This is a genomic window from Chitinibacter sp. SCUT-21 (assembly GCA_041874755.1).
Taxonomy (GTDB): Bacteria; Pseudomonadota; Gammaproteobacteria; order Burkholderiales; family Chitinibacteraceae; genus Chitinibacter.
Map to the genome: position 1 here is coordinate 2,897,982 of CP102611.1, position 20,525 is coordinate 2,918,506.

Sequence of the window (20,525 nt, forward strand, 5' to 3'; positions counted from 1 at the left end):
CTTAAAGCGAGTGGTGATGTCCAGCTTAATGATTTACCCCTTGGGGGAAACTGCCTTGGTGTTGCAAACCAATCTGGCCGAGCAATCCCGATTAATTGCGATGCTGCGCCATTTTGAAAAGCAGCACAGCGCGCATACTGGCTACCAAATGGTGTTGGGTGTGGGCAATCTTACGCTACGCTTTAATCCTTTGCAGCAATCCGCTGAGGACGCGCTGCTATGGTTGCAACAGCAATGGGCCCTGAGTGAGATGCAGGTGGACGAGATCAACGGAGATACCGTGGAAATTCCTGTGGTGTATGGTGGTAATGCGGGGCCTGACCTTGAGTTTGTGGCCGAACAAGCCAGCATGAGCGTGCAACAGGTCATTGAGGCGCATTGCACGCCGCTGTATCAAGTTTTGTGTATTGGATTTTTACCCGGTTTTCCATATCTGGCAGGCCTAGCGCCAGTATTACATACTCCGCGCCGTGCTGAGCCTCGCAGTCAAGTACCTGCGGGATCAGTTGGAATTGGCGGTGCACAAACGGGCATTTACCCCTGCAGTAGCCCAGGGGGATGGCATCTAATTGGCCGTACCGCTCTGACGCTTTTTGATGCCAATGCCAATCCGCCTTGTCGCTTGCAAGCCGGGGATCGGGTGCGTTTTGTGGCGCAGGACAGCTTATGAAGTCGGGCCATACTGCAATATTGCAAATAGAAAAACCGGGCTTGCAGACTAGCGTACAAGACCTTGGGCGACCACAGGGCGCAAGCTGGGGGCTGCCGATTGGGGGGGCTGCGGATGGTTTTGCCATACAAGTGGCCAATTTATTACTTGGCAATTCACTGGATGCGGCAGCGCTGGAAATTACCTTGGGCGGTTTTCGAGCCCAGTTTTTACACACCACATCGTTTGCGCTAGCAGGGGCAGATTGCCAAGCGAGGCTTGATGGACAAATTTTGCTGCCAAATGCGGTCTATCGAGGTGTGAAAGGACAAACCTTGCAATTGGCCGCTCCAGCACAGGGGGTGCGTACTTATTTGGCACTGCCGGGGGGAATTGATGTCCCTGTGTTGTGGGGTAGCCGCTCAACCTTATTAAGTGCCCAGCTGGGTGGCTGGGATGGGCGCGTTTTGCATAAAGGCGACCTTATTGCCGCTCGCCGGCGCGATAAATTACGCCCTGCATGTGCGGTAGCAATGCCTGAGCGTGGGCAAATTGTGCGATTTATTGCCGGACCACAATGGCAGGAGTTGGGGCTTGAGGGGCAAAAAAACTTCACCGCTCAAAATTGGAAAGTGGATGCCAAAAGCAACCGTATGGGCTTGAGATTAAATGGCAATCAGCTATCTATGGAAATACCCATAGAAATGGCTTCCCATGCTGTAATGGCGGGTACCGTGCAATTGCCCGCAAATGGCCTGCCGATTATTTTATTAAGTGATGCGCAGGTCACGGGCGGCTATCCGGTGATCGCGCAGATTATTCAAGCCGACTTATGGCGTTTGGGGCAATTACGGCCAGGGGAGAGTTTTTTCTTATTACCTGTTGAACAGGCAGAGGCCTTAAGTGCTTTGGCTCGTCAACAGGCTTGGTTTAAACGACTAGCTAGCGCGATAGCTACCTGCACTTAATGGCTCGTGCCCTGCTAAAATAAACGCTTATGAAAACCCACCTCGATTTAAACGCCGATTTGGGCGAAGGCTACCCGTTTGATGCTGAACTGATGCAAGTGATTAGCTCGGCCAATATTGCCTGTGGTGGCCACGCCGGCAATGTCGACAGCATGCGCACGACGGTGCGTTTGGCGCATCAATACGGTGTGCGCATCGGCGCGCACCCGAGCTACCCTGATCGCGAAGGTTTTGGCCGCAAAAGCATGACGCTCACGCCGAGCCAGCTGGTGTTTAGCCTCACCGCGCAATTGTGGGCGCTCAAAGCCGTTAGCATCGAAGAAGGCGTTTCGGTCGCGTATGTGAAACCGCACGGCGCTTTGTATAACGACGCCGCGCGCGACCCTGTATTGGCGCGGCAAATCGCGCAAATGATCCGCGAAATCGACCCCGATCTGGCGTTGATGGGTTTAGCTGATAGCGAACTGATCAAAGCTGGGCGAGAAGCCGGTTTGCAAGTGATTGAAGAAGGCTTTGCCGATCGCGCCTATTTGCCCGACGGCAGCCTGATGCCGCGCGAGCAAGCCGGTGCGGTGTTGGAAGACACGCAAGCGGTGATTGTGCAAGCCTTGGCGCTAAGCCAGCGCGTCGATTCGCTGTGTTTGCATGGCGATAACCCAGCGGCGCTGACCCAAGCGCACGCGATTCGTGATGCTTTGCGCAAGGCGGGAATCCGCATCAGTGCGGACGATAACCCCGTGGATGCAATTGTCGGTGATCGCGCTTTCGGCAACCCTCCGCCGCCGAATGAATGGGAGTGATGGGTATTGCTCTGTAGCTAACTATTGGTGATGGCTACAAAAATATACTAGCCGGTGTATTGTTGCTCTAGCCAAGCTAACAGCGCTTGCATCAACTGCGGCTGAGTGCGATCGCACATCATCGCGTGACCGGCCTCGGGCAAGATCACTGGGTTAACGCTCCATGCCTGCGCGGTGATTTGCACGTCGCCAAACGGAATAATGCTGTCATCTCCCGCGCCGAGCACCAAAACCGGAAACTTGGGAAAGCGCGGCAGGTTTTTCCACCAGTTCGGCATCCACAGCTCAGACAAGGCGGTCATCGATTCTAGCTGCGCGTGCGCGGCAAAATCGTCGACGACCTGCATCGCGGTATTCTTTGCAAAGAGTAAATGCTGTAGCAGTGCGGCTTCGGGCTTGCTGGTGTGACCCAAGGCAAAGCTTTGTAAACCCATCAATAGATTCGGATGTAGCGCCGACATATACGCCAGCGAGCCCGATAAACCGTAAGGCGGGATGCTGGCCAATAGCACGAGGCCGGCAATCGTATGGCGCTCGGCAATTTGCTGCGCTAGATAGCCGCCCAAAGAATGGCCGACCAGAATGCAAGGCTCGCCAATTTGTGCCAGTGCCACTTCCACATCGGCGATGAAATCATTGATCGTCGCGCTGGCGAGCAATAAATCTCCGTCGCTGTGGCCGTGCCCGCGCAAGCTCAGCGCGTAGCTATCCCAGCCTGCGGCGGCGAGGTCGTCTTGCACGGCTTGCCAGCACCAAGCACCGGCAAATGCGCCATGCAGTAATAAAATCGGCGCGCGCGTGGTTTCGGTGTGGGCACTGACGTGTCGCAATTCAAGCTGTAGGTTGGGCATGCTGTTCTGATCTATGTGGTTGATTTGCTGGGTTCGAGGCCATCGCTGGCGCGCAAAGCGCGGCTCAGCCTTTGCCCCAAGCTAATTAAATCGACGCTATGCGCTTGCGCGCGTTGGCGACAATGGTTTTGCAGCGTTTTTTGTGAGGGCAGGCGGCCTTGATTAAAGCCATACACAATCCGATTGGCACAGCCATCAGCGCCGATTGCGATCGCCGCGTCGTTAAAAGTGAGGCGAATGCGCTGGTAGTAGCTATCAAAGCGTTTGTCGCTGCCCCATAAGTTGACGATCAGCACGCCGTGGCGTGTTAAGCGCTGGCGGCAGAGGTCAAAAAAAGCTGCGCTGGCGATCTGTTCGGGCATGCCTGCAGGGCCGTAGGCGTCGATCATCAATACATCAAATAATTGAGTGTTGTTTTCCAGCCAATCTGCGCCGTCGGCGCAATCAATTTTCAGCCGTGGGCTAGCGAGCGGAATTTGAAACTGCGGCGCGAGTGCAATCACGCGTGCGTCGATTTCGGCGACGCTAATTTGCACTTGCGACAGGTAATGGTGGCAGTATTTGGCAAGCGAGCCACCGCCCATGCCTATCATGCCGATCTGTTGGGTATTGTCTTGTAGTAAAACAAAACCAAGCATTGCACGGGTATACCCAAGCACTAAATCGTTGGGTTGATCACGCTTCATCCGGCTTTGCACGGTATTGAGGTCAAACATCAGCGACACTTCGTCGCCTTCGTCGTAAACAAACGGCTTGCCCGATTCGCTTTCATTCAGTAGCGCGGCGAAGGTTTCGGCAAAGCTAGTTGGCATGGTTTTGTTGGAAGTCACAAATCCTCGACAGATGACGGTCTAAACTGAAATTCCCAAGCTACGCAAGCCGCCATCATGATCGCCGCCCTTGAAGCCCAGCGCGCTGGACTATTTCAGCGCCAACACATCTTACCGAATTTAATCGCCGGGGTGGTGGTCGGCATTGTGGCATTGCCATTGGCGATGGCGTTTGCCATTGCCAGCGGCGCCAAACCCGAGCAGGGCATTTACACCGCGCTGATCGCGGGCATCGTCGTTGGGCTGTGCGGCGGCAGCCGGGTGCAAATTGCCGGGCCGACTGGCGCGTTTATTGTAATTTTGGCGGCAATTACCGCGCAGCACGGCATTGTCGGGCTAGAAATCGCGACGATGATGGCGGGCGTGATTTTGCTGCTGATGGGGCTCGCTAAGCTCGGCGGCGTGATTAAATTTATCCCCGCTCCGGTCATCGTCGGCTTTACCGCCGGCATTGGCGTGATTATCTGGACTGGGCAATGGCCGGCTTTTTTGGGAATCCCCAATCCAAATGCTGCGCATTTTCACCAAAAAGTGTGGCTCATGCTCAATAGCCTGCCCGAGTTGCACGTCGCTACTACCGCGCTGGCGAGCCTAGGTTTGGCGCTGCTGCTCATTACGCCCAAAATCCCCTACCTAAAAAAACTACCCGCGCCGCTGATTGCGATGAGCGTCGTAACAGTGATTCAAGCGATTTGGCATTTTGACGGCGTCGCGACCATTGGTTCAGCGTTTGGCGGTATTCCACAAGGCCTGCCGCAACTGGCTTGGCCCGATGTGACGATGGATCGCGTCATTACGCTGATCGGCCCAGCGTTCACCATTGCAATGCTTGGTGCGATTGAGTCGCTCTTATCGGCGGTGGTCGCAGACGGCATGGCGGGCACGCGGCACGATTCGAATCAGGAGCTGATCGGGCAGGGCTTGGCCAATATGGTCATCCCGCTGTTTGGTGGTTTTGCCGCAACCGGCGCGATTGCCCGCACCGCGACCAATATTCGCAACGGGGGCAATAGCCCGCTCTCCTCGGTGGTGCATGCGCTGGTGCTGGTGTTGATTTTGCTATTTTTAGCGCCACTTGCCGCCAGTATTCCCTTGGCGGTGTTGGCGGCGATTTTGTTTGTCGTGGCGTGGAATATGAGCGAGGTGAAGCATTTTTACTATATGGCCACGCACGCCCCGCGTGCCGATGTGGCGATTTTATTCATTACTTTCTTGCTGACGGTGTTTGCCGATTTGGTCGTTGCGGTGAATATTGGGGTGATTTTGGCAACGATGCATTTCCTGCGCCGCATGGCGATGTCGGTTGAAGTTGGCCCGCAAGATGAAAAAGAGCTGGCCATGGATTTGCTCAGCCAAGGTATGGTCGAGCTTCCCAAAGGCGTATTGGTTTACGCCATTGAAGGGCCATTTTTCTTTGGCGCGGTCGAAAACTTCCAGCGCGTATTGCACGACACGCACACCGATCCCAAAGTACTGATCATCCGCCTGCAACGCGTACCGTTTATGGACATGACCGGCCTACAAACGCTCGATGAAGTTATCGCCGAACTGCAAAAACGCGGTGTAGTGGTGATTTTGTGCGAAGCCAATCGAAAGGTGAGCGAAAAACTAAGCCGCTCGGGTGTACTCGACACCTTAAAAACCGAAAATCTAGTTCCAACTTTTGCTGCGGCTTTAAGTCGAGCGGATGCCTTGCTGCATCAAAGCCAGCAATAAAATGAGCAAAATTGATTTGGCACTATTTTTGTCGCGCTCGCGCCCTATCTGCCACGCTGCGCGCAGGGTAGAATTGCGTTTTTCTGTCTTCGCCTTGCGTGTATGAGCTCAACTCGAATTTCTCAAAACTCTTTGCCTTCGCACCCGATTGGGGTTTTTGATTCGGGTGTTGGCGGTTTGACTGTCGTTCGCGCTTTGATGGATAGGCTGCCGTTTGAAAACATCATCTATTTTGGTGATACCGCGCGCGTGCCGTATGGCGTAAAGTCGGTCGCAACGATTGAGCACTACACGCAGCAAATTGCTGACTTCTTGCAGCAACAAGACGTCAAAATGCTGATTATTGCGTGCAATACGATGGCTGCGGTGGCGGCTGATAAGGTGCGCGCGAGTGCTAAAGTGCCGGTGCTCGATGTCATCGAAGCGGGGGCGAAAAATGCCGTGGCGCACACCAAAACTGGCGGCATCGGCGTAATCGGCACGCCGACGACAATTAATTCGAATGCCTATGCGCGCGCAATTCACCAGCTCAACCCCGCTACGCGCGTGTATTCGCAATCGTGCCCGCTGTTTGTGCCGCTGGTCGAAGAAGGCTGGCTCGATCACGCGGTAACGCGAATGACGGCGCAAGAATATTTAAAACCAGTGTTTGTTGAAGCGATTGATACGCTGGTGCTCGGTTGTACGCATTATCCGCTGATCAAGCCATTACTGCTTGATGTGTGTGGTAACCGCATGCAGCTGGTCGATTCGGCTTTGTCGATTGCCGATCAAACGGCTGAAATTTTGCAAAGCAGCGGTTTAGCCAACCCAGCGCACAGCATGCCAGAGTACCGCTTTGTCGTGACCGATTTGCCGGTGAAATTCCAAACCATCGGCGAGCGCTTTTTGGGGCGCAGCTTGGGTAAGATCGAGCTGACCCAGCTGTAATTGCTTTGATCAACAACCTAGACGCAAATAGTACCAATGCCCAATGTCATCATTGGGCTGGCGTAAAATAGACCTTCAACGCACAATCAAATTAGGCAATATGCCGCCGCGATTGCTGCCGATCGAACAAAATACATTCAATCGCTTCACGCATTGAATGGGCTTTAAACGTTGAAAAAGCACTGGGTTGTTGGGCCAATAACTCGTGTAAACCAAATTCCAGCGCTTCAAGATCACGATCAGGCAGCAGATTCAGCCAATCGTAGGGGGCATTACCAAATGTAGGGCGTTGCATTATCAACCTCGCTTTTTTGTTTCTTCCACCTCAGTAAAGCCAGCTTTGGCTGGTTTTAAAGTTGCAATGGACAAAAGGCGTTTTCGATTTATGTGTAAGCAATAACTGGACGGAGAGGGTTCATACTCGTGCTCTATGGCATAACGATCATTTTCGCTGCGCTTTTTTTGGGGGAGGCTTTATGCATTTTGCTGCACTTGCCGCTACCAGGCTCAGTATTGGGAATGTTGTTATTGCTGCTCGCCGCGCTGATTAAACGCGGTTTTGATTTGCGTGTGGTTGAAGTATCCAATCATTTATTGCGCTATATGGCTTTGTTGTTTATCCCCGCCGGCGTTGGCCTGATGACCTTGGGAGATTTATTGGGGCAACAAGGCTTGGCTTTATTGCTAACGATGGTTTTTTCTACCGTTGTGACGATGGCGGTGACTGGTTTAGTTTTGCAATGGTTATTACGTCGGCAACGTAGAAACAAGGATGCACCATGACTTGGGATATGCTCGAGCACATGGCGCAGCCATTGCAAAGAATACCGATTATCTGGTTAATGCTGACCATCGCTGCTTTTGTGATTAGCGATGCCATTTATGTGGCTGCGGCTCGTTTTCCGCGGATACAGGCTTTTTTCCACCCCGTTTTAATTAGCGTGTGTCTATTAATTGGTCTGTTACGACTGGCTGATGTGCCGTATACGCGATATTTTCAGGGCGCATGGCCGATTCATCTCTTACTCGGGCCCGCCACCGTGGCCTTGGCTATCCCGCTGTATGCCAATTTACGCCGGATACGCGAAAGCTTGCTACCCTTAATTATTGCCCTAATCATCGGCTGCATCGTTGGGATCGTCTCGGCCTTGTTGTTGGGGCAACTATTTGGGCTCTCTGCAAATAGCTTGGTGTCGATCGCGCCCAAATCGGTGACGACGCCAATTGCGATGGCGCTGGCCCAGCATGCGGGCGGCAATGTGTCTTTGGCCGCTGGCTTTGTGATTTTGACTGGCATTTGTGGCGCGGTACTTGCCGTGCCCTTATTTCAATTACTGCGAATCGATGATGAAGTAGCGCAAGGCTTTGCCATGGGCATCGCCGCGCATGGCGTGGGAACTTCTCGCGCGATGCAAATGTCTGAGACCACAGGCGCGTTTGCGGGCTTAGCGATGGGTTTGAATGGGGTATTAACCTCTTTGATTTTGTCGTTAGTGCTTAGCGCTTGGTTTTATTTTTTCTAATGTGCCCATTGGGCAATAATCGGTTTGATTAAGCTATTTGTTTGTCATGCGCTATACACGGCGATGGCATTGCTGATAAGCTAAAAAAGATGAAAGCGCTGCGAATCTTCCTTTTTTGTGTGATGGCCATTGTGCTGCCGGTGAATACCGTGCTGGCGCAGTCGCTTGCGCACGCAAAAATACTCGCTGCGTCGCATTCTGTGGCAGGCAACGCAGAGCAAACAGCACTGGACCACTCGCATCACCCACAAGCCGAGTCTGAGCAGCATCTGCACTTGCATAAAGGCTTGTTTGGCAAAGTGAGCGTGCATATTCATGAGCCCGCCAAGCAAAACGATTGCATCAAAGCCTGCCAAGCGATGCCAAGCTCTATGCTGGCCGCGGACAGCTTTGCTGAACCTCTACCTCTTGCCGCGATTTTAGTTGGCATTTCTCTTGTCACCCCAGCCGGTGTCACCGTCGATCCGCTCGAAGACCCCCCTAAATTGCGCGCCTAATCTGGCGCGTCATTCACTTTTATTTATTCGTAGCTAGTACTTGGCTTCCAAAGCCATAGCTTTGTGCGTGCGGTCAACGTGCCTGTTTTTTTGCGGCAATGGTTGTGCGAAGCTCAGTTTGGCTGCAATTAAAAGTGGACTACTGATGCGTCTTTTCTAGTGGCGCGCTACTGCGTGCCGGTCATTCTAGAAGTGATGATAAGTAATCGAGCAAAAGTAATCCCGCAAGGCACCGAGCCGCAGACAGTACATAGGTACGGCAAGGCGAGGTAACGATGCGCGATAACCTTTGGCTGCCCACTTAGGTATACCATCATGCGATTAAACCGATTCTATACCCCCATTTTATGCGGGGTATTCATCGCGCTACCCGTTCATGCTGCAAGCATGAAAGACGTTTTTGAATTAGCCACCCAGCTCGATGCACCGCTGTATGCGGCGCAGCGCACCAAGGCTGAGATGGCTTTAAGCAATGCGCAAGCCCTAACGCCAGAGCCAATGTCCTTAACTTTGTCTGGCACCAATTCGCTCAATGACAATTTGGCCCCAACGCAAGATTCGCGTGAATATGAGGCTGAGCTAGGCATCCCGCTTTGGCAATGGGGGCAAAAAGAGCGCTTGCTCTCGCAAGTGAAACAAGCCGCACAAGTAGAGCAACAGCAATTATTCCTCGAGCGTTGGGAATTGGCGGGCAAGGTGCGCGAAGCTGTTTGGGCTGCGCGCTTAGCCCAGCTCGAGCAGCGCAGCGCAGAGCAGAAAAAAGCTGCGCTCGAGCAAATCGCCAATGATTTAGCCCGCCAGCTCAAAGCGGGTGAAGTTGCGCCGCTTGATGTTAATTTGGCGCAGCAGGCTTTGTTGCAAGCAGAGCAAGAGCTGGCGCTGAGTCGCCAATTGGCGAGCGAAACCGTGCAGCAGTTCCAATCTTTGCTTGGTGCCGACAGCGAGTTGCCACAACACGCAGAAGTCATCCCAAGCCAGCTGGAAGCAACTCACCCGCAACTATTGGCTTTGCAGGCGCAGGCCGAGTTGGCGCGGGCTCATTTGGCGCAAGCGCAGTACGACACGCGCGAGACGCCTGAGCTGGCGATTAGCTTAACGCGCGAACGCGGCTCGCCCGATGAAGAATACAAGCATTTGGGCAAATTATCGTTGCGGATTCCTTTTGGCTCCGATGGCCGAACTCAGGCGCGCGTCAGCAGCGCGAATGTCGAGCTACTGAGCGCGCAAACGCAGGCGCAGCGGCTGGAAAAACAAATTCGCATGCAACAATTCGCCGCCCAGCAAGCGCTGACTCAAGCCCAGCAAGCACTGAAGTTTGCCGAGCAAAATGGCCAGTTAGCCGCGCAAGCATGGCAATGGCAGCAGCGTAGCTACCGCGCTGGGCAAACCAATCTACAAGCTTTTTTAAACGCACAGCGCGATTTTCTTGACCGCGGTTTTGCCGTGCAGCGAGCCGAATTGGAATTGGGCCGCGCTACGTCACACTATTTACAAACACTAGGGGTATTGCCATGAAGCGTATTTCTGTATTGATCTGTGGCCTGATACTCAGTGCTGTATCTTGGGCGCATGGTGATGAAGACCACGGCGCTGCGCCGCATCCCGAACCCGTCCTTCAAGCCGGTGCGAGCGCTGAAAGCGCCAGCAGTGATTTTGAAGTGCTGGCCACGATGCAAGGCGAGCAGCTCACGATTTATCTCAACCGCTATGCCGACAACCGCCCAGTGAGCGAGGCGCAATTGGAAGTTGAAAGCGGCGCGTTCAAAGCCAAGCTCAAACCCGTCGCCTCAGGCGTGTATCAAGTCAGCGCCGCGCCATTGGCCAAAGTCGGCGAGCATGCGCTGGCGATTACCGTGGTCGCTGGCGAGCAAGCGGATTTGCTCGACGCCAGCTTAAGCGTTGCATCGGCAACTGAATCGTTGGCCGTGGCCACTGCAGCCACTGAATATAAAAATTGGATTTGGGGCGCAGGCGCGGCAGCGCTGTTGCTACTGGCTGGCGTGTACGTGCGCCGTCGTGGGGGTAATCAAGCATGAAATTAAATCGCATTATTTTAAGTTTAAGTCTGGCTCTGGCGACGGTGAGCAGCTTTGCGCACGAAGGCGAAGACCACAGCCAAGACGCTCCGAAAGCCGCTGTTGCCCCCAGCCTGAATAAACCGCAACGTTTACCCGATGGCCGGGTGTATGTACCTAAAGCCACGCAGTTTCAATTGGGCGTGATCACGCAATTGGCCAAAACCACCGCCGCAGCCAAAACCATTGAACTTAACGGCCATGTGGTGATGGACCCGAACCGCAGCGCCCGCGTGCAAGCCAGTACCGCCGGGCGCATCAGCGCACCGAGCGTGGGTTTACCGCTCTTGGGTAGCAAAGTGAAAAAAGGTCAGGTACTGGCGGTGATTCAACCGGCGCAAAGCGCGTTTGAACTCGCGCAACAGCGCGCCGATTTGGCCGAAGCGCAAGCCAATTTAAAGCAAGCCGAGCAAAGCCTTAATCGCCTGCGTGATTTAGAGGGCTCGGTGGCGCGCAAAGACATTGAAGCCGCCAGCGCGCAAGTGAGCGCCTTGCGCGCCCGCACCGCGGCGCTGTCGCAAGCCAGCAGTGGCGAAGTATTACGCGCCAGCGTTGATGGCGTGTTGGCCTCAAGCAATGTGGTGAATGGTCAGGTGATTGACCCCGCGATGGTGCTGTTTGAAGTCGTTGATCCCAAAGGCTTTTTAATCGAAGCCACCGCCTTTGATCCGGCCTTGCTTAGCCAGATCGACAGCGCGGCATTGAACGGTGTGAAGCTGAAATACTTAGGCGGCGCGAGCGCCTTGCGCGACGGCGCTTTGCCCTTGCTATTTGCCCCGAGCGAGGCGATGCCATTGGCTTTAGGCCAAGTGGTCAAAGTGGCGGTCAGCACGCGTGAGCAAGTGAAAGGCAGTGTTTTACCCGCCAGTGCGGTGGTGAAAAACGCCAGCAATCAAAGCGTGGTGTGGATTTTGGAGCAAGCGCAAGTATTGCGCGCGCAGCCAGTGCAGCCTATGCCGCTCGATGGAAAAACGGTGCTGGTACCGTCGCTGAAAGAGGGCGCGCGCGTGGTGGTTGAGGGCGCAAACCTGATTAATCAGATTCGTTAAGGGGGTTGCGATGTTTAGTTGGATCGTCAATGCCAGTTTAAAAAACCGGCTGTTCGTCCTCGCCATCGCGGTGATTATGATGGTGTATGGCGGCTATACCGCCAGCAAAATGCCGGTCGATGTGTTTCCCGACCTGAACAAACCCACGGTCACGATCATGACCGAGGCGGGCGGGATGGCGCCGGAAGAAGTCGAGCAATTGATCAGCTTTCCGCTGGAAACTTCGCTGAACGGCATGCCAGGCGTCACGCGCGTGCGCTCGGTGTCGGGCGTTGGGCTGTCGATTGTGTACGCCGAATTTGCTTGGGGCTCGGATATTTATCGCAATCGGCAATTGGTTGCCGAGCGGCTCGCCGAAGTGAAAGAGCAGTTGCCGGCCGACATTAGCCCGAAAATGGGCCCGATTTCGTCGGTGATGGGCGAAATTATGTTGATCGCGTTTCCGATTGTGAATAACTCCGCGAATCCACAACAAGGCATGGCTGTGCGCGAATACGTCGATTTCGTGCTGCGCCCACGTCTTTTGTCGATTCCTGGTGTGGCGCAGGTGATTCCGATTGGTGGCGAAGTGCGGCAATTTCGCGTTGAGCCCGATTCGGCGCGCATGGCGCAATTAACCGTTGGGTATGAGGATATTGAGAATGCGCTTAATGGCTTTGCAAGTAATACCAGCGGTGGGTATTTAGAGCAAAACGCGCGCGAATATCTGATCCGCAATATGGGCCGCACCACGCGGCTGGCCGATATGCAAAATCTGGCGGTGAAAGTCGTTAACGGCCAGCCGGTGCTGCTCAAGCAAGTGGCGCAAGTGAAATTCGCACCGGCTTTCAAACGCGGCGACGCAGGCTTTAACGGCCAAGCGGCGGTGATTATTGGCGTGCAAAAACAGCCGACAGCCGACTCGGTCAAAGTGACGCGCGAAGTCGAAAGCGCGCTCGCCAGCTTGAGCAAAGCGCTGCCCGCCGGCGTGAGCCAGCCGCAAGTCTCGTTCCGCCAAGCCGATTTTATTGAGGCCTCGGTCAATAACGTCGAGGAAGCGTTGCGCGACGGCGCGATTATGGTCGCGGTGATTTTGTTCCTGTTCTTAATGAACACGCGCACGACGATTATTTCGCTAACCGCAATTCCGCTGTCCTTGGGGCTGACGTTTTTGATTTTCCAAGCGCTGGGTTTGTCGGTCAATGTGATGACTTTGGGCGGTTTGGCGATTGCGATTGGCGAGCTGGTTGACGACGCGCTGGTGGACGTGGAAAACGTGCTGCGCCGGCTGAAAGAAAAGCGGCCGCAAGGCAAAATCGAGGCGATCAAAATCATCGCCAGCGCGTGTAATGAAGTGCGCTCGGGCGTGGTAGTCGCGACGATGGTCGTCGTGCTGGTGTTCGTGCCGCTGTTTGCCTTGCCCGGCATGGAAGGGCGTTTGTTTGTGCCGCTGGGCGTGGCTTATATCACATCGATTTTGGCCAGTTTGCTGGTCGCGCTGACCGTCACGCCGGTGATGTGCTACTACTTGCTGCCAAAAATGCGTCAAATCGAGCACGGTGACTCCAAGCTGGTGCAATGGCTAAAACGGCACGATCAACGCTTGCTGGAAGGCACCTTCGATCGCGCCAAATCGCTACTGGCGGCGAGCACCTTGCTGCTGCTGGTGGCGATGGCGAGCATGCCATTTTTGCCGCGCGCATTTTTGCCCGCGTTTAACGAAGGCACGCTGCTGGTCAGCCTATTGCTGAACCCCGGTACCTCGTTGGCTGAGTCAAACCGCATTGGACAATTGGCCGAAACCTTGGTGCAGCAAGTGCCAGAAGTCGAAAGCGTTGGTCGTCGTACCGGCCGCGCCGAGCTTGACGAGCACGCCGAAGGCGTTCACACCAGCGAGCTTGATATCGACCTAAAACCATCCGATCGCCCGCGCGAACAAGTGCTGGCCGATATTCGCCAAAGTCTGGCTGGCCTGCCAGCAACGGTGATGTTGGGCCAACCAATTTCGCACCGACTCGATCACTTATTGTCCGGCGTGCGCGCGCAAATCGCCTTGAAGATTTATGGCGACGATCTCGATACGCTACGCGCGCAAGCGGCAGGCCTGCAGCAGAAATTGGCTGGCGTGCCCGGGCTGACCGATTTGCAAATTGAGAAGCAGGTGTTGATCCCGCAACTGAAGGTGCAAATCGATTATGACCGCGCCGCGCAGTTAGGCGTTGCGCCCGGCACTTTGCTCAGCACGCTGGAGGCGCTGAGCGAGGGCGATACGGTGGCGCAAATCGTTGACCAAAATAAACGCTTTAATTTGGTGATCCGTCTGCCCGACGCGGCGCGCGATGCCGCTGGTTTGGCCAATATTTTGATCGACACGCCGCACGGCAAAGTGCCGCTGTCGCAAGTGGCGACGATTGAAGAGGGCGACGGCCCCAATCAAATTGGCCGCGAAAATGGCCGCCGCCGCATCGTGATTTCGGCCAATACCGATGGCAGCGATATGGCGCAAGTGATCGCCAAAATGCGCACGGTGATTGCTGAAAACCAGATGCCGGAGGGCTATTTCGTCAGCCTAGAGGGTCAGTTCCAAGCGCAGGAAGACGCCACGCGTTTGATCGCCTTGCTCTCGGTCGTGTCCTTGGCGCTGATTTTTATGGTGCTGTACACGCGTTATCAATCGGGCGTACTCGCGACGATGATTATGGCCAATATCCCGATGGCACTGATCGGCAGTATCGCGGCGATGTGGCTGGCGGGTATTACGCTGTCGGTCGCCTCGATGGTCGGCTTTATTACGCTAACCGGTATCGCCACGCGCAACGGCATTTTGAAGGTCAGCCACTACATCAATTTGTGCAAGTTTGAAGGCGAAACCTTTGGCAAGGCGATGATTGTGCGCGGCTCACTCGAGCGCCTAACGCCGGTGTTGATGACCGCCTTAACAGCCGCCTTGGCGTTGACGCCTTTGCTATTTGCTGCGGACGCGCCGGGTAAAGAGATTTTACACCCTGTGGCGGTGGTGATTTTTGGCGGGCTGATTAGCTCGACCTTGCTCGATACGCTGCTGACGCCGCTGATGTTCTGGCTGTACGGCGAAAAACCGTTGCAGCGCTTATTGAAACAAGATGCAGACACCGTTTTTTAACCCCTAGCCTGCGGCGAATGTCGCAGGTTCTTACCAACAAGGCTCGTACGAGCGGCGCTAGTCAGGCCGTATGGGCGTGTTGGTTTAACACTTAGAAAGGAAATAGTATGAAAAAGATGATGATTGCTTTGAGCTTTTCTTTGGCTTCTGCGCTGAGCATGGCCGATGGCACGATGACGCCAGCCCATGGTGGCGTGATGAGCGAGGCCAAATCAGGCACGCGCGCTGAATTGAGCACCGCCGGCAATATGCTGATGGCCTACTTAACGAGCCATAGCAATGAAGCGATTGCAACCAAAGGCGCAGTGGCCGAGCTGACTTTGCTCAATGGCACCGAAAAGCAAGAGGTTAAATTTATGCCATCGGGCGCCAATTCATTGATGGCGCAAGGCAAATACAAAGCCGTTGCCGGCACTAAGGCTTTGCTGAAAGTGACTTTGCCGGGCAAAGCCACTGAGCAATTTCGCTTTGAATTGAAATAATCAACCTTTGGGTATTGTTTTGTATGCTAATTGTGTATTTGTTCGCATCGCAATACCCCTGGTATTCCTTAAAATCATGGCGCAAAAAGTACGATGCTTGGCTTAAGCTTGTGCTTAACAGATTAATCGCTGGCTGCGTCCATTGCGCAGTCTGGCTATATTGAGCCGGATACGGTACACAGAGGCTGTGTGCAAGGGCGCGAGTGGCGCATGGCTCGTCCAGATGAAGGAGTTTGAAATGGATAGACGACAATTTTTAACTACGTCGATCGGCGCTGGTGCGCTCGGCTACTTTTCGCTTAATGCGGCGTGGGCGGCAGCTATGGATCACTCCGCACATGGCTCGATGGATCATTCCGGCCATGGTTCGGCTGGGACTGCGTCACACGGCGCTGGCGCAATGACATTAAAAACCGTGCCCGACATGCCTTTGCTGCCGGTGACGGCCTTAGCCGCCGGACGCGCGCACGTGGCTCTATCGAAATTGGCCAATACGGCCACCGCTGTAAATCGCTTTGAGGCGACGCTGACTGCCGCCGAGCACCAAGTTGAGCTGGTTGCAGGCCAGAAAACGCCGATGTGGTTGTACAACGGCCAAGTGCCTGGCCCATTGATCGAGGCGTATGAAGGCGACGAGGTGGCGATTCGCTTTGTGAACAAACTAACGCAAGCGTCGACGATACATTGGCATGGCCTGCCGGTGCCACCGGAAGAAGACGGTAACCCGCAAGATGCCGTGCCCGCGGGCGCTGAGCGCGTCTATCGTTTTAAATTGCCGAAAGACAGCGCTGGCACCTACTGGTATCACCCGCATCCGCACGGCGACACGCCCGAGCAGGTTTATCGTGGGCTAGCTGGGCTGTTTATTGTACGCAGCAAAAACGATCCGCTACGCGCATTTGCCGAGCAGCATCTGGTGATTTCGGATTTAAAACTCGATGCACAAGCGTTGATTCCCGATAACACCGCCAACGACTGGATGAATGGCCGCGAAGGGCAGTTTGTGCTCGTCAATGGTCAGCGCGAGCCCGTGGTGACGATTGCCGGCCGTCAACGCCTGCGCATCTGGAACGCGTGCAGCGCACGTTATTTGCAACTGGCAATTCCCGGGCAAAAGCTGACCTTGGTCGGTACCGATGGCGGTTTGCTGGAAAAACCGGTCGTACACGAGCAGATTTTGCTGGTGCCGGGGCAAAGAATTGAAGTGCTGGTCGGTGACGGTAAAGCGGCCCAGCTGGCGCTAAAAGCCTTGGCGTATAACCGCGAAAAAATGGGCAATGTAGAGCCCGAAGTTGATCGCGTCTTGGCGCGTGTGAATTTTGTCGCTGGTGCTGTGCCCGCAATTCCGGCGCAGCTACGCAAAATCAACGATTTAGGCCGCGCCACAGCGCTGAAAAAAGTTGAGTTTAGCGAAACGATGAGCATGGAGAATGGCGTTCACACGATGGCGTTTTTAGTGAACGGCAAGGTGTACGACATGGATCGTATCGATATGACCAGCAAACTCAATGAAGTTGAGATTTGGGAAATCTTTAATAACTCGCATATGGATCACCCTTTCCATATCCACGGCACGCAGTTTTTGGTGCTTGATTCAAAGCTGGACGGCAAACGCCAAAACGCGAAATACCGCGCGCTGCACGACACGATTAATTTGCGCCCGTATGAAACCGTGCGCATCAAAATGGTCCAGCACGACAAGGGCTTGCGCATGTTCCACTGCCATATTCTGGAACACGAAGGGCAGGGCATGATGGCGCAAGTGCTTGTCAAATAAGGCTGTGATCAGAAAATGAATTTTGGAGAATATCAATGAATAAAATAGTTCCTGCTTTACTGATTAGTTTACTCGCCGCACCAAGCTGGGCGGGCGTGGCCGCAACGCTGTACAAAGACCCATACTGCGGCTGCTGCGATGAGTATGTGAAATATCTGAACGCCAATGGCTTTAAAGTGAACGCGATTGTGTCAAACGATATGAGCACGATTAAAAAGCAATTGGGCTCGGACAAAATGGCCAGCTGCCACACGATGCAAATCAAAGCCAGCAATGGCCGCAGCTACACGGTTGAGGGCCATGTGCCGGTGGCGGCGATTAATAAAATGCTCAAGCAAAAACCCGATATTGTCGGCATTACCGTGCCAGGCATGCCGGCCAATTCGCCTGGGATGGGGCCAGAAGTGAAGGGCACCTTGAAGGTTTACGCCTTAAATCGTGAAAATAAGGAAGTGCTTTTCTCGGTTGAGTGATGGGTATCTTAATCTAGAGCTCTTTATATATTGGCTTGCAATACATACTGGCTAGAGTATTTAAAAGCCACGGTCTTGACCGTGGCTTTTGTATCTGGATTTGTGCGTTGCAGCATGTTAAGCTGCATAGATCGAATGGCGTAATTCTTGCGCTATTTTCCTGATTTTCTTTGTGATTTTTTTGAAATGAACTGCCAGCTCGTAAAGGAGAATTAGCATGTCGTTTTATTTTGAAGATCTGAAAATCGATCAAAGCGCAGAATACCGCAAAACCTTAACCGAAACCGATGTGGTGTTATTTGCTGGCCTGACTGGCGACAATAATCCGATGCACATCGACGCCGAGTTTGCCAGCCAAACGCGTTTTGGCGAGCGCATTGTGCATGGGATGTTAACCGCGAGTTTTTTGTCGACGGTCATCGGTATGCATCTGCCGGGGCCGGGTTGCATTTATATGGCGCAGAATATCCGCTTTGTTCACCCTGTGCATATTGGTGAAACGGTCAGCGCGCGGGCGCGGATTGTTGAATTGTTTCCAGACAAACAACGCGCCAAATTAATTACCGAATGTTGGGTGCGCGATGTACTGGTGCTGTCGGGCGATGCACTAGTTTGGGTGCCAAAACGTCCGGCCTAATGGGTATTGCCTTGTAGCTTTCTCAAATTGAAGGCTACAGGCTGATACGGTAATAAAAAAGCCACGCTAAGTAAGAGTAGCGTGGCTTTTTTAATGGGCGGTAAATTTACTTTTCTTGTGCTTCCGTATCGATCTTGATTTGGCGACGCACAAAGAAATAAATATAGATGGCCATGACCAGTACAAAACCAATCGTAAACAGGCTAAGCAGACCAATTTGGGATGAGAACAAGGTACTGAGCGGGGTATTTTCCATGATGCATCTCCGTTGTTGTGACTTTAATTTAGTCTGGAAATGCCAGATGAGTTTTGACGTTAATCAATCTTTAAGTGTAAGAAATTAAACGCTAAAGTTGCTCATAACACTGAGTCTGATTTCGGCCATTACGCTTTGCCACATACAGTGCTTCATCCGCGCGTTTTAGTGGCGCTTCGATGGATGTGTCGCTTTCAAGTAATTCGCTAATGCCAATACTGGTGGTGAAATGAATAACGCGATGATCGTCAAGCGTTAGCGAATGGCTTTCAATTCGTCGGCGCAAACGTTCTGCAACTTCATACGCTTGGGCTAGTTTTGTTTCTGGCAGGAGGGCGGTGAATTCTTCGCCACCAATTCGAGCCAGTAAATCATTGTCGCGCAGTGTGGCTTTACACAATTGGGCCATAGTTTTAATAACCGCATCACCCGCCTGATGGCCGTATTGATCATTTACTTTCTTAAAAAAATCAATGTCGAGCATCATGACGCAGGCTGGATGATGGTAGCGTTTGGCTCGCGCTATTTCTTGCTGGGCCCGCTCCATAAAATGGGCGCGGTTGGCTAGGCCACTCAAACTATCGGTCGTTGCACGATGTTTCAGCTCTTCTTCAAGGCGTTTGCGTGGTGTTATGTCATTAAAACCAATGACCAACGTGCTGCCATCTTCAGTATGTGTCGCAGACATCGAGACATTGGCCCAAAATGGGGTGCCTTCACGATGCTTTAACAGACATTCAGCGTTATTCACGGGGTGCCCGGCCAGAGCTTGTTCGGAGTGATGAATGAAATCAATTCGATCGTAATACAGTTCATGTGCTCGTTTAGATAAGGCCGCCGCTTGGGGCCAGCCGAACATTTTGGCACCAGGTTGATTGATATAAGTGATAAAAAAATCTGGGATCCGCACCAAAACCAAACCGACTGGCGTGGTTTCAATCATTTGCCGAAAGCGGGCCTCGCTGGCAGAGAGTTTGATTTGTTTGGTTCGCAAATTTTGTCGTAAACGCTGCGAGCGCCAAAAATAAAATGCCATTAATAAGGTAAGGAGTAACACTAAACAGCCAGCGAATACGTAAAACAGAACGCTTCTTTGCCACGGGTTTAAGTACACCTCAGCCGGAAACTGCGTGACAATGATGAGATCGCTACCTGTAATCTGCTGTAAATTGATCAAGCCGGTCCGCGATTCATACGTCACCATTTTTTGCGCGGGATTCACTTTTGATTGAAGAGCCGCAATGAGTTCTGGTGTGGACTTGAGTGGTTTCGCATCAGTAGGTAATGCTGCAATGACATTAAGGCTGGCGTCGAGCAAAAATAATTCTTGTCCCGAATGTCGAGGTGCAGAGGCAAAGGCCGTCTGCAAATAGGATCGGTTCATGTGGGCCAAGAGTAGTTGAGCGCCCTCTGCGGTCTCAAAACGCTGCCCAATGATTAAAGCTACCGGCTTTTCGGCGCTGCTGGTCAAGAAACTGCTGTGATGTTCACTCAGTTTGAAGAGTGGGAAGAAGTCTTGCTCTAAGCTATGTGCTTTTTGCTCGCTCAGCTGGAGATTGAGTTTGCCATCGGCTTGCACCAGGGCGAAATTATCAACTTGTGGCAGGCGGCTTTGTGCCTTGCTCAAGCGTGCCTTGATCTCCTCGGCGGAGATCGAGTTTTCACCCCACTGATCAGTGATTTGCCCAAGCGTCAGGGCGACTTCGCGGCTGAGCGTGGCAATTTTATTTTCCACGACAACGGCTAAATGCTGATTATCGCTACGGGCTTTTTCCTGTGCGGCAGTGAAGTTCATGCTGGCTTGATAGGCGAGTAGGAAGATCATTCCTAAGCCACCTAGCAAAGCCAACATAATACTAAGGGAAGTTTTCTTTTTGAGCTCGCGCATGGA

General features: G+C 53.3%; 21 protein-coding genes. 16 read left to right on the forward strand and 5 right to left on the reverse strand.

Annotation, left to right across the window (positions count from 1 at the left end):
* Positions 1-16 precede the first annotated feature (16 nt).
* The 3 genes from pxpB to pxpA are packed head-to-tail and all read left to right on the forward strand — an operon-like array spanning position 17 to position 2,417.
* Positions 17-670, forward strand: coding sequence for a 5-oxoprolinase subunit PxpB (gene pxpB / locus NT239_13495; GenBank protein ID XGA70769.1), 654 nt, complete (start codon positions 17-19; stop codon positions 668-670).
* Positions 667-1,617, forward strand: a complete 951-nt coding sequence (locus NT239_13500) for a biotin-dependent carboxyltransferase family protein (protein ID XGA70770.1) — start codon at positions 667-669, stop codon at positions 1,615-1,617. Before pxpB ends, NT239_13500 begins: the two co-directional genes overlap by 4 nt.
* Positions 1,618-1,646: 29 nt before the next feature.
* Positions 1,647-2,417: a 5-oxoprolinase subunit PxpA gene (gene pxpA / locus NT239_13505; protein ID XGA70771.1), complete on the forward strand. Its 771-nt coding sequence runs from the start codon at positions 1,647-1,649 to the stop codon at positions 2,415-2,417.
* 47 nt (positions 2,418-2,464) lie between these two features.
* On the opposite strand, the gene NT239_13510 is transcribed toward pxpA, so the two are convergent.
* Both NT239_13510 and NT239_13515 read right to left on the reverse strand, forming a co-directional pair.
* The gene (locus NT239_13510) at positions 2,465-3,268 is read right to left on the reverse strand and encodes an alpha/beta hydrolase (GenBank protein ID XGA70772.1); all 804 of its coding nucleotides are present in this window, start codon (positions 3,266-3,268) and stop codon (positions 2,465-2,467) included.
* Between the two features lie 11 nt (positions 3,269-3,279).
* A complete protein-coding gene (locus tag NT239_13515; protein ID XGA70773.1) occupies positions 3,280-4,098 on the reverse strand; it encodes a fused MFS/spermidine synthase in 819 nt (272 codons plus the stop codon).
* Positions 4,099-4,155: 57 nt separating this feature from the next.
* On the opposite strand from NT239_13515, the gene NT239_13520 reads away from it, so the two are divergent.
* Both NT239_13520 and murI read left to right on the forward strand, forming a co-directional pair.
* Positions 4,156-5,814: a SulP family inorganic anion transporter gene (locus NT239_13520; protein ID XGA70774.1), complete on the forward strand. Its 1,659-nt coding sequence runs from the start codon at positions 4,156-4,158 to the stop codon at positions 5,812-5,814.
* 102 nt (positions 5,815-5,916) lie between these two features.
* Positions 5,917-6,744: a glutamate racemase gene (gene murI, locus NT239_13525; protein ID XGA70775.1), complete on the forward strand. Its 828-nt coding sequence runs from the start codon at positions 5,917-5,919 to the stop codon at positions 6,742-6,744.
* Positions 6,745-6,835: 91 nt separating this feature from the next.
* Here the strand turns inward: murI and NT239_13530 are convergent, their stop codons facing one another.
* The gene (locus NT239_13530) at positions 6,836-7,039 is read right to left on the reverse strand and encodes a hypothetical protein (protein ID XGA70776.1); all 204 of its coding nucleotides are present in this window, start codon (positions 7,037-7,039) and stop codon (positions 6,836-6,838) included.
* A gap of 128 nt (positions 7,040-7,167) precedes the next feature.
* Between NT239_13530 and NT239_13535 the strand changes: the two genes are divergently transcribed.
* The 11 genes from NT239_13535 to NT239_13585 all read left to right on the forward strand — a co-directional run bounded on the left by NT239_13535 (position 7,168) and on the right by NT239_13585 (position 18,378).
* A complete protein-coding gene (locus tag NT239_13535; GenBank protein XGA70777.1) occupies positions 7,168-7,527 on the forward strand; it encodes a CidA/LrgA family protein in 360 nt (119 codons plus the stop codon).
* On the forward strand, positions 7,524-8,267 hold the full coding sequence (locus NT239_13540) for an LrgB family protein (GenBank protein ID XGA70778.1): 744 nt from the start codon (positions 7,524-7,526) through the stop codon (positions 8,265-8,267). Before NT239_13535 ends, NT239_13540 begins: the two co-directional genes overlap by 4 nt.
* Positions 8,268-8,356: 89 nt before the next feature.
* Positions 8,357-8,764 carry a hypothetical protein gene (locus NT239_13545; protein XGA70779.1) on the forward strand — a complete coding sequence of 136 codons (408 nt, stop codon included), beginning with the start codon at positions 8,357-8,359 and terminating at the stop codon, positions 8,762-8,764.
* Positions 8,765-9,079: 315 nt separating this feature from the next.
* Entirely contained in the window at positions 9,080-10,279 is a 1,200-nt protein-coding gene (locus NT239_13550; protein XGA70780.1) for a TolC family protein, read from the forward strand.
* A complete protein-coding gene (locus NT239_13555; protein XGA70781.1) occupies positions 10,276-10,800 on the forward strand; it encodes a hypothetical protein in 525 nt (174 codons plus the stop codon). The genes NT239_13550 and NT239_13555 overlap by 4 nt, the downstream gene beginning before the upstream one ends.
* Positions 10,797-11,888, forward strand: coding sequence for an efflux RND transporter periplasmic adaptor subunit (locus tag NT239_13560; protein ID XGA70782.1), 1,092 nt, complete (start codon positions 10,797-10,799; stop codon positions 11,886-11,888). Before NT239_13555 ends, NT239_13560 begins: the two co-directional genes overlap by 4 nt.
* A gap of 10 nt (positions 11,889-11,898) precedes the next feature.
* Positions 11,899-15,009, forward strand: coding sequence for an efflux RND transporter permease subunit (locus tag NT239_13565; protein XGA70783.1), 3,111 nt, complete (start codon positions 11,899-11,901; stop codon positions 15,007-15,009).
* Between the two features lie 107 nt (positions 15,010-15,116).
* Positions 15,117-15,491 (forward strand): hypothetical protein, encoded by a 375-nt coding sequence (locus NT239_13570; GenBank protein XGA70784.1) that lies wholly within the window; start codon positions 15,117-15,119, stop codon positions 15,489-15,491.
* Between the two features lie 238 nt (positions 15,492-15,729).
* Positions 15,730-17,268 carry a multicopper oxidase family protein gene (locus tag NT239_13575; GenBank protein ID XGA70785.1) on the forward strand — a complete coding sequence of 513 codons (1,539 nt, stop codon included), beginning with the start codon at positions 15,730-15,732 and terminating at the stop codon, positions 17,266-17,268.
* A gap of 35 nt (positions 17,269-17,303) precedes the next feature.
* Positions 17,304-17,741 (forward strand): CopG family transcriptional regulator, encoded by a 438-nt coding sequence (locus tag NT239_13580; GenBank protein XGA70786.1) that lies wholly within the window; start codon positions 17,304-17,306, stop codon positions 17,739-17,741.
* A gap of 217 nt (positions 17,742-17,958) precedes the next feature.
* A complete protein-coding gene (locus tag NT239_13585; GenBank protein ID XGA70787.1) occupies positions 17,959-18,378 on the forward strand; it encodes a MaoC family dehydratase in 420 nt (139 codons plus the stop codon).
* 106 nt (positions 18,379-18,484) lie between these two features.
* Here NT239_13585 and NT239_13590 read toward each other — a convergent pair whose 3' ends face one another.
* Both NT239_13590 and NT239_13595 read right to left on the reverse strand, forming a co-directional pair.
* Positions 18,485-18,634, reverse strand: coding sequence for a DUF3149 domain-containing protein (locus NT239_13590; GenBank protein XGA70788.1), 150 nt, complete (start codon positions 18,632-18,634; stop codon positions 18,485-18,487).
* Positions 18,635-18,725: 91 nt separating this feature from the next.
* Positions 18,726-20,459: a sensor domain-containing diguanylate cyclase gene (locus NT239_13595; GenBank protein XGA70789.1), complete on the reverse strand. Its 1,734-nt coding sequence runs from the start codon at positions 20,457-20,459 to the stop codon at positions 18,726-18,728.
* Between the last annotated feature and the right edge of the window lie 66 nt (positions 20,460-20,525).

Excerpts from the sequence above, each read along its gene's own strand:
- pxpB (XGA70769.1), top strand. The coding sequence starts at position 17 with ATGTCCAGCTTAATGATTTACCCCTTGGGGGAAACTGCCTTGGTGTTG.
- NT239_13500 (XGA70770.1), top strand. The coding sequence starts at position 667 with ATGAAGTCGGGCCATACTGCAATATTGCAAATAGAAAAACCGGGCTTG.
- pxpA (XGA70771.1), top strand. The coding sequence starts at position 1,647 with ATGAAAACCCACCTCGATTTAAACGCCGATTTGGGCGAAGGCTACCCG.
- NT239_13510 (XGA70772.1), bottom strand. The coding sequence starts at position 3,268 with ATGCCCAACCTACAGCTTGAATTGCGACACGTCAGTGCCCACACCGAA.
- NT239_13520 (XGA70774.1), top strand. The coding sequence starts at position 4,156 with ATGATCGCCGCCCTTGAAGCCCAGCGCGCTGGACTATTTCAGCGCCAA.
- murI (XGA70775.1), top strand. The coding sequence starts at position 5,917 with ATGAGCTCAACTCGAATTTCTCAAAACTCTTTGCCTTCGCACCCGATT.
- NT239_13530 (XGA70776.1), bottom strand. The coding sequence starts at position 7,039 with ATGCAACGCCCTACATTTGGTAATGCCCCCTACGATTGGCTGAATCTG.
- NT239_13540 (XGA70778.1), top strand. The coding sequence starts at position 7,524 with ATGACTTGGGATATGCTCGAGCACATGGCGCAGCCATTGCAAAGAATA.
- NT239_13545 (XGA70779.1), top strand. The coding sequence starts at position 8,357 with ATGAAAGCGCTGCGAATCTTCCTTTTTTGTGTGATGGCCATTGTGCTG.
- NT239_13550 (XGA70780.1), top strand. The coding sequence starts at position 9,080 with ATGCGATTAAACCGATTCTATACCCCCATTTTATGCGGGGTATTCATC.
- NT239_13555 (XGA70781.1), top strand. The coding sequence starts at position 10,276 with ATGAAGCGTATTTCTGTATTGATCTGTGGCCTGATACTCAGTGCTGTA.
- NT239_13560 (XGA70782.1), top strand. The coding sequence starts at position 10,797 with ATGAAATTAAATCGCATTATTTTAAGTTTAAGTCTGGCTCTGGCGACG.
- NT239_13565 (XGA70783.1), top strand. The coding sequence starts at position 11,899 with ATGTTTAGTTGGATCGTCAATGCCAGTTTAAAAAACCGGCTGTTCGTC.
- NT239_13570 (XGA70784.1), top strand. The coding sequence starts at position 15,117 with ATGAAAAAGATGATGATTGCTTTGAGCTTTTCTTTGGCTTCTGCGCTG.
- NT239_13575 (XGA70785.1), top strand. The coding sequence starts at position 15,730 with ATGGATAGACGACAATTTTTAACTACGTCGATCGGCGCTGGTGCGCTC.
- NT239_13580 (XGA70786.1), top strand. The coding sequence starts at position 17,304 with ATGAATAAAATAGTTCCTGCTTTACTGATTAGTTTACTCGCCGCACCA.
- NT239_13585 (XGA70787.1), top strand. The coding sequence starts at position 17,959 with ATGTCGTTTTATTTTGAAGATCTGAAAATCGATCAAAGCGCAGAATAC.
- NT239_13590 (XGA70788.1), bottom strand. The coding sequence starts at position 18,634 with ATGGAAAATACCCCGCTCAGTACCTTGTTCTCATCCCAAATTGGTCTG.
- NT239_13595 (XGA70789.1), bottom strand. The coding sequence starts at position 20,459 with ATGATCTTCCTACTCGCCTATCAAGCCAGCATGAACTTCACTGCCGCA.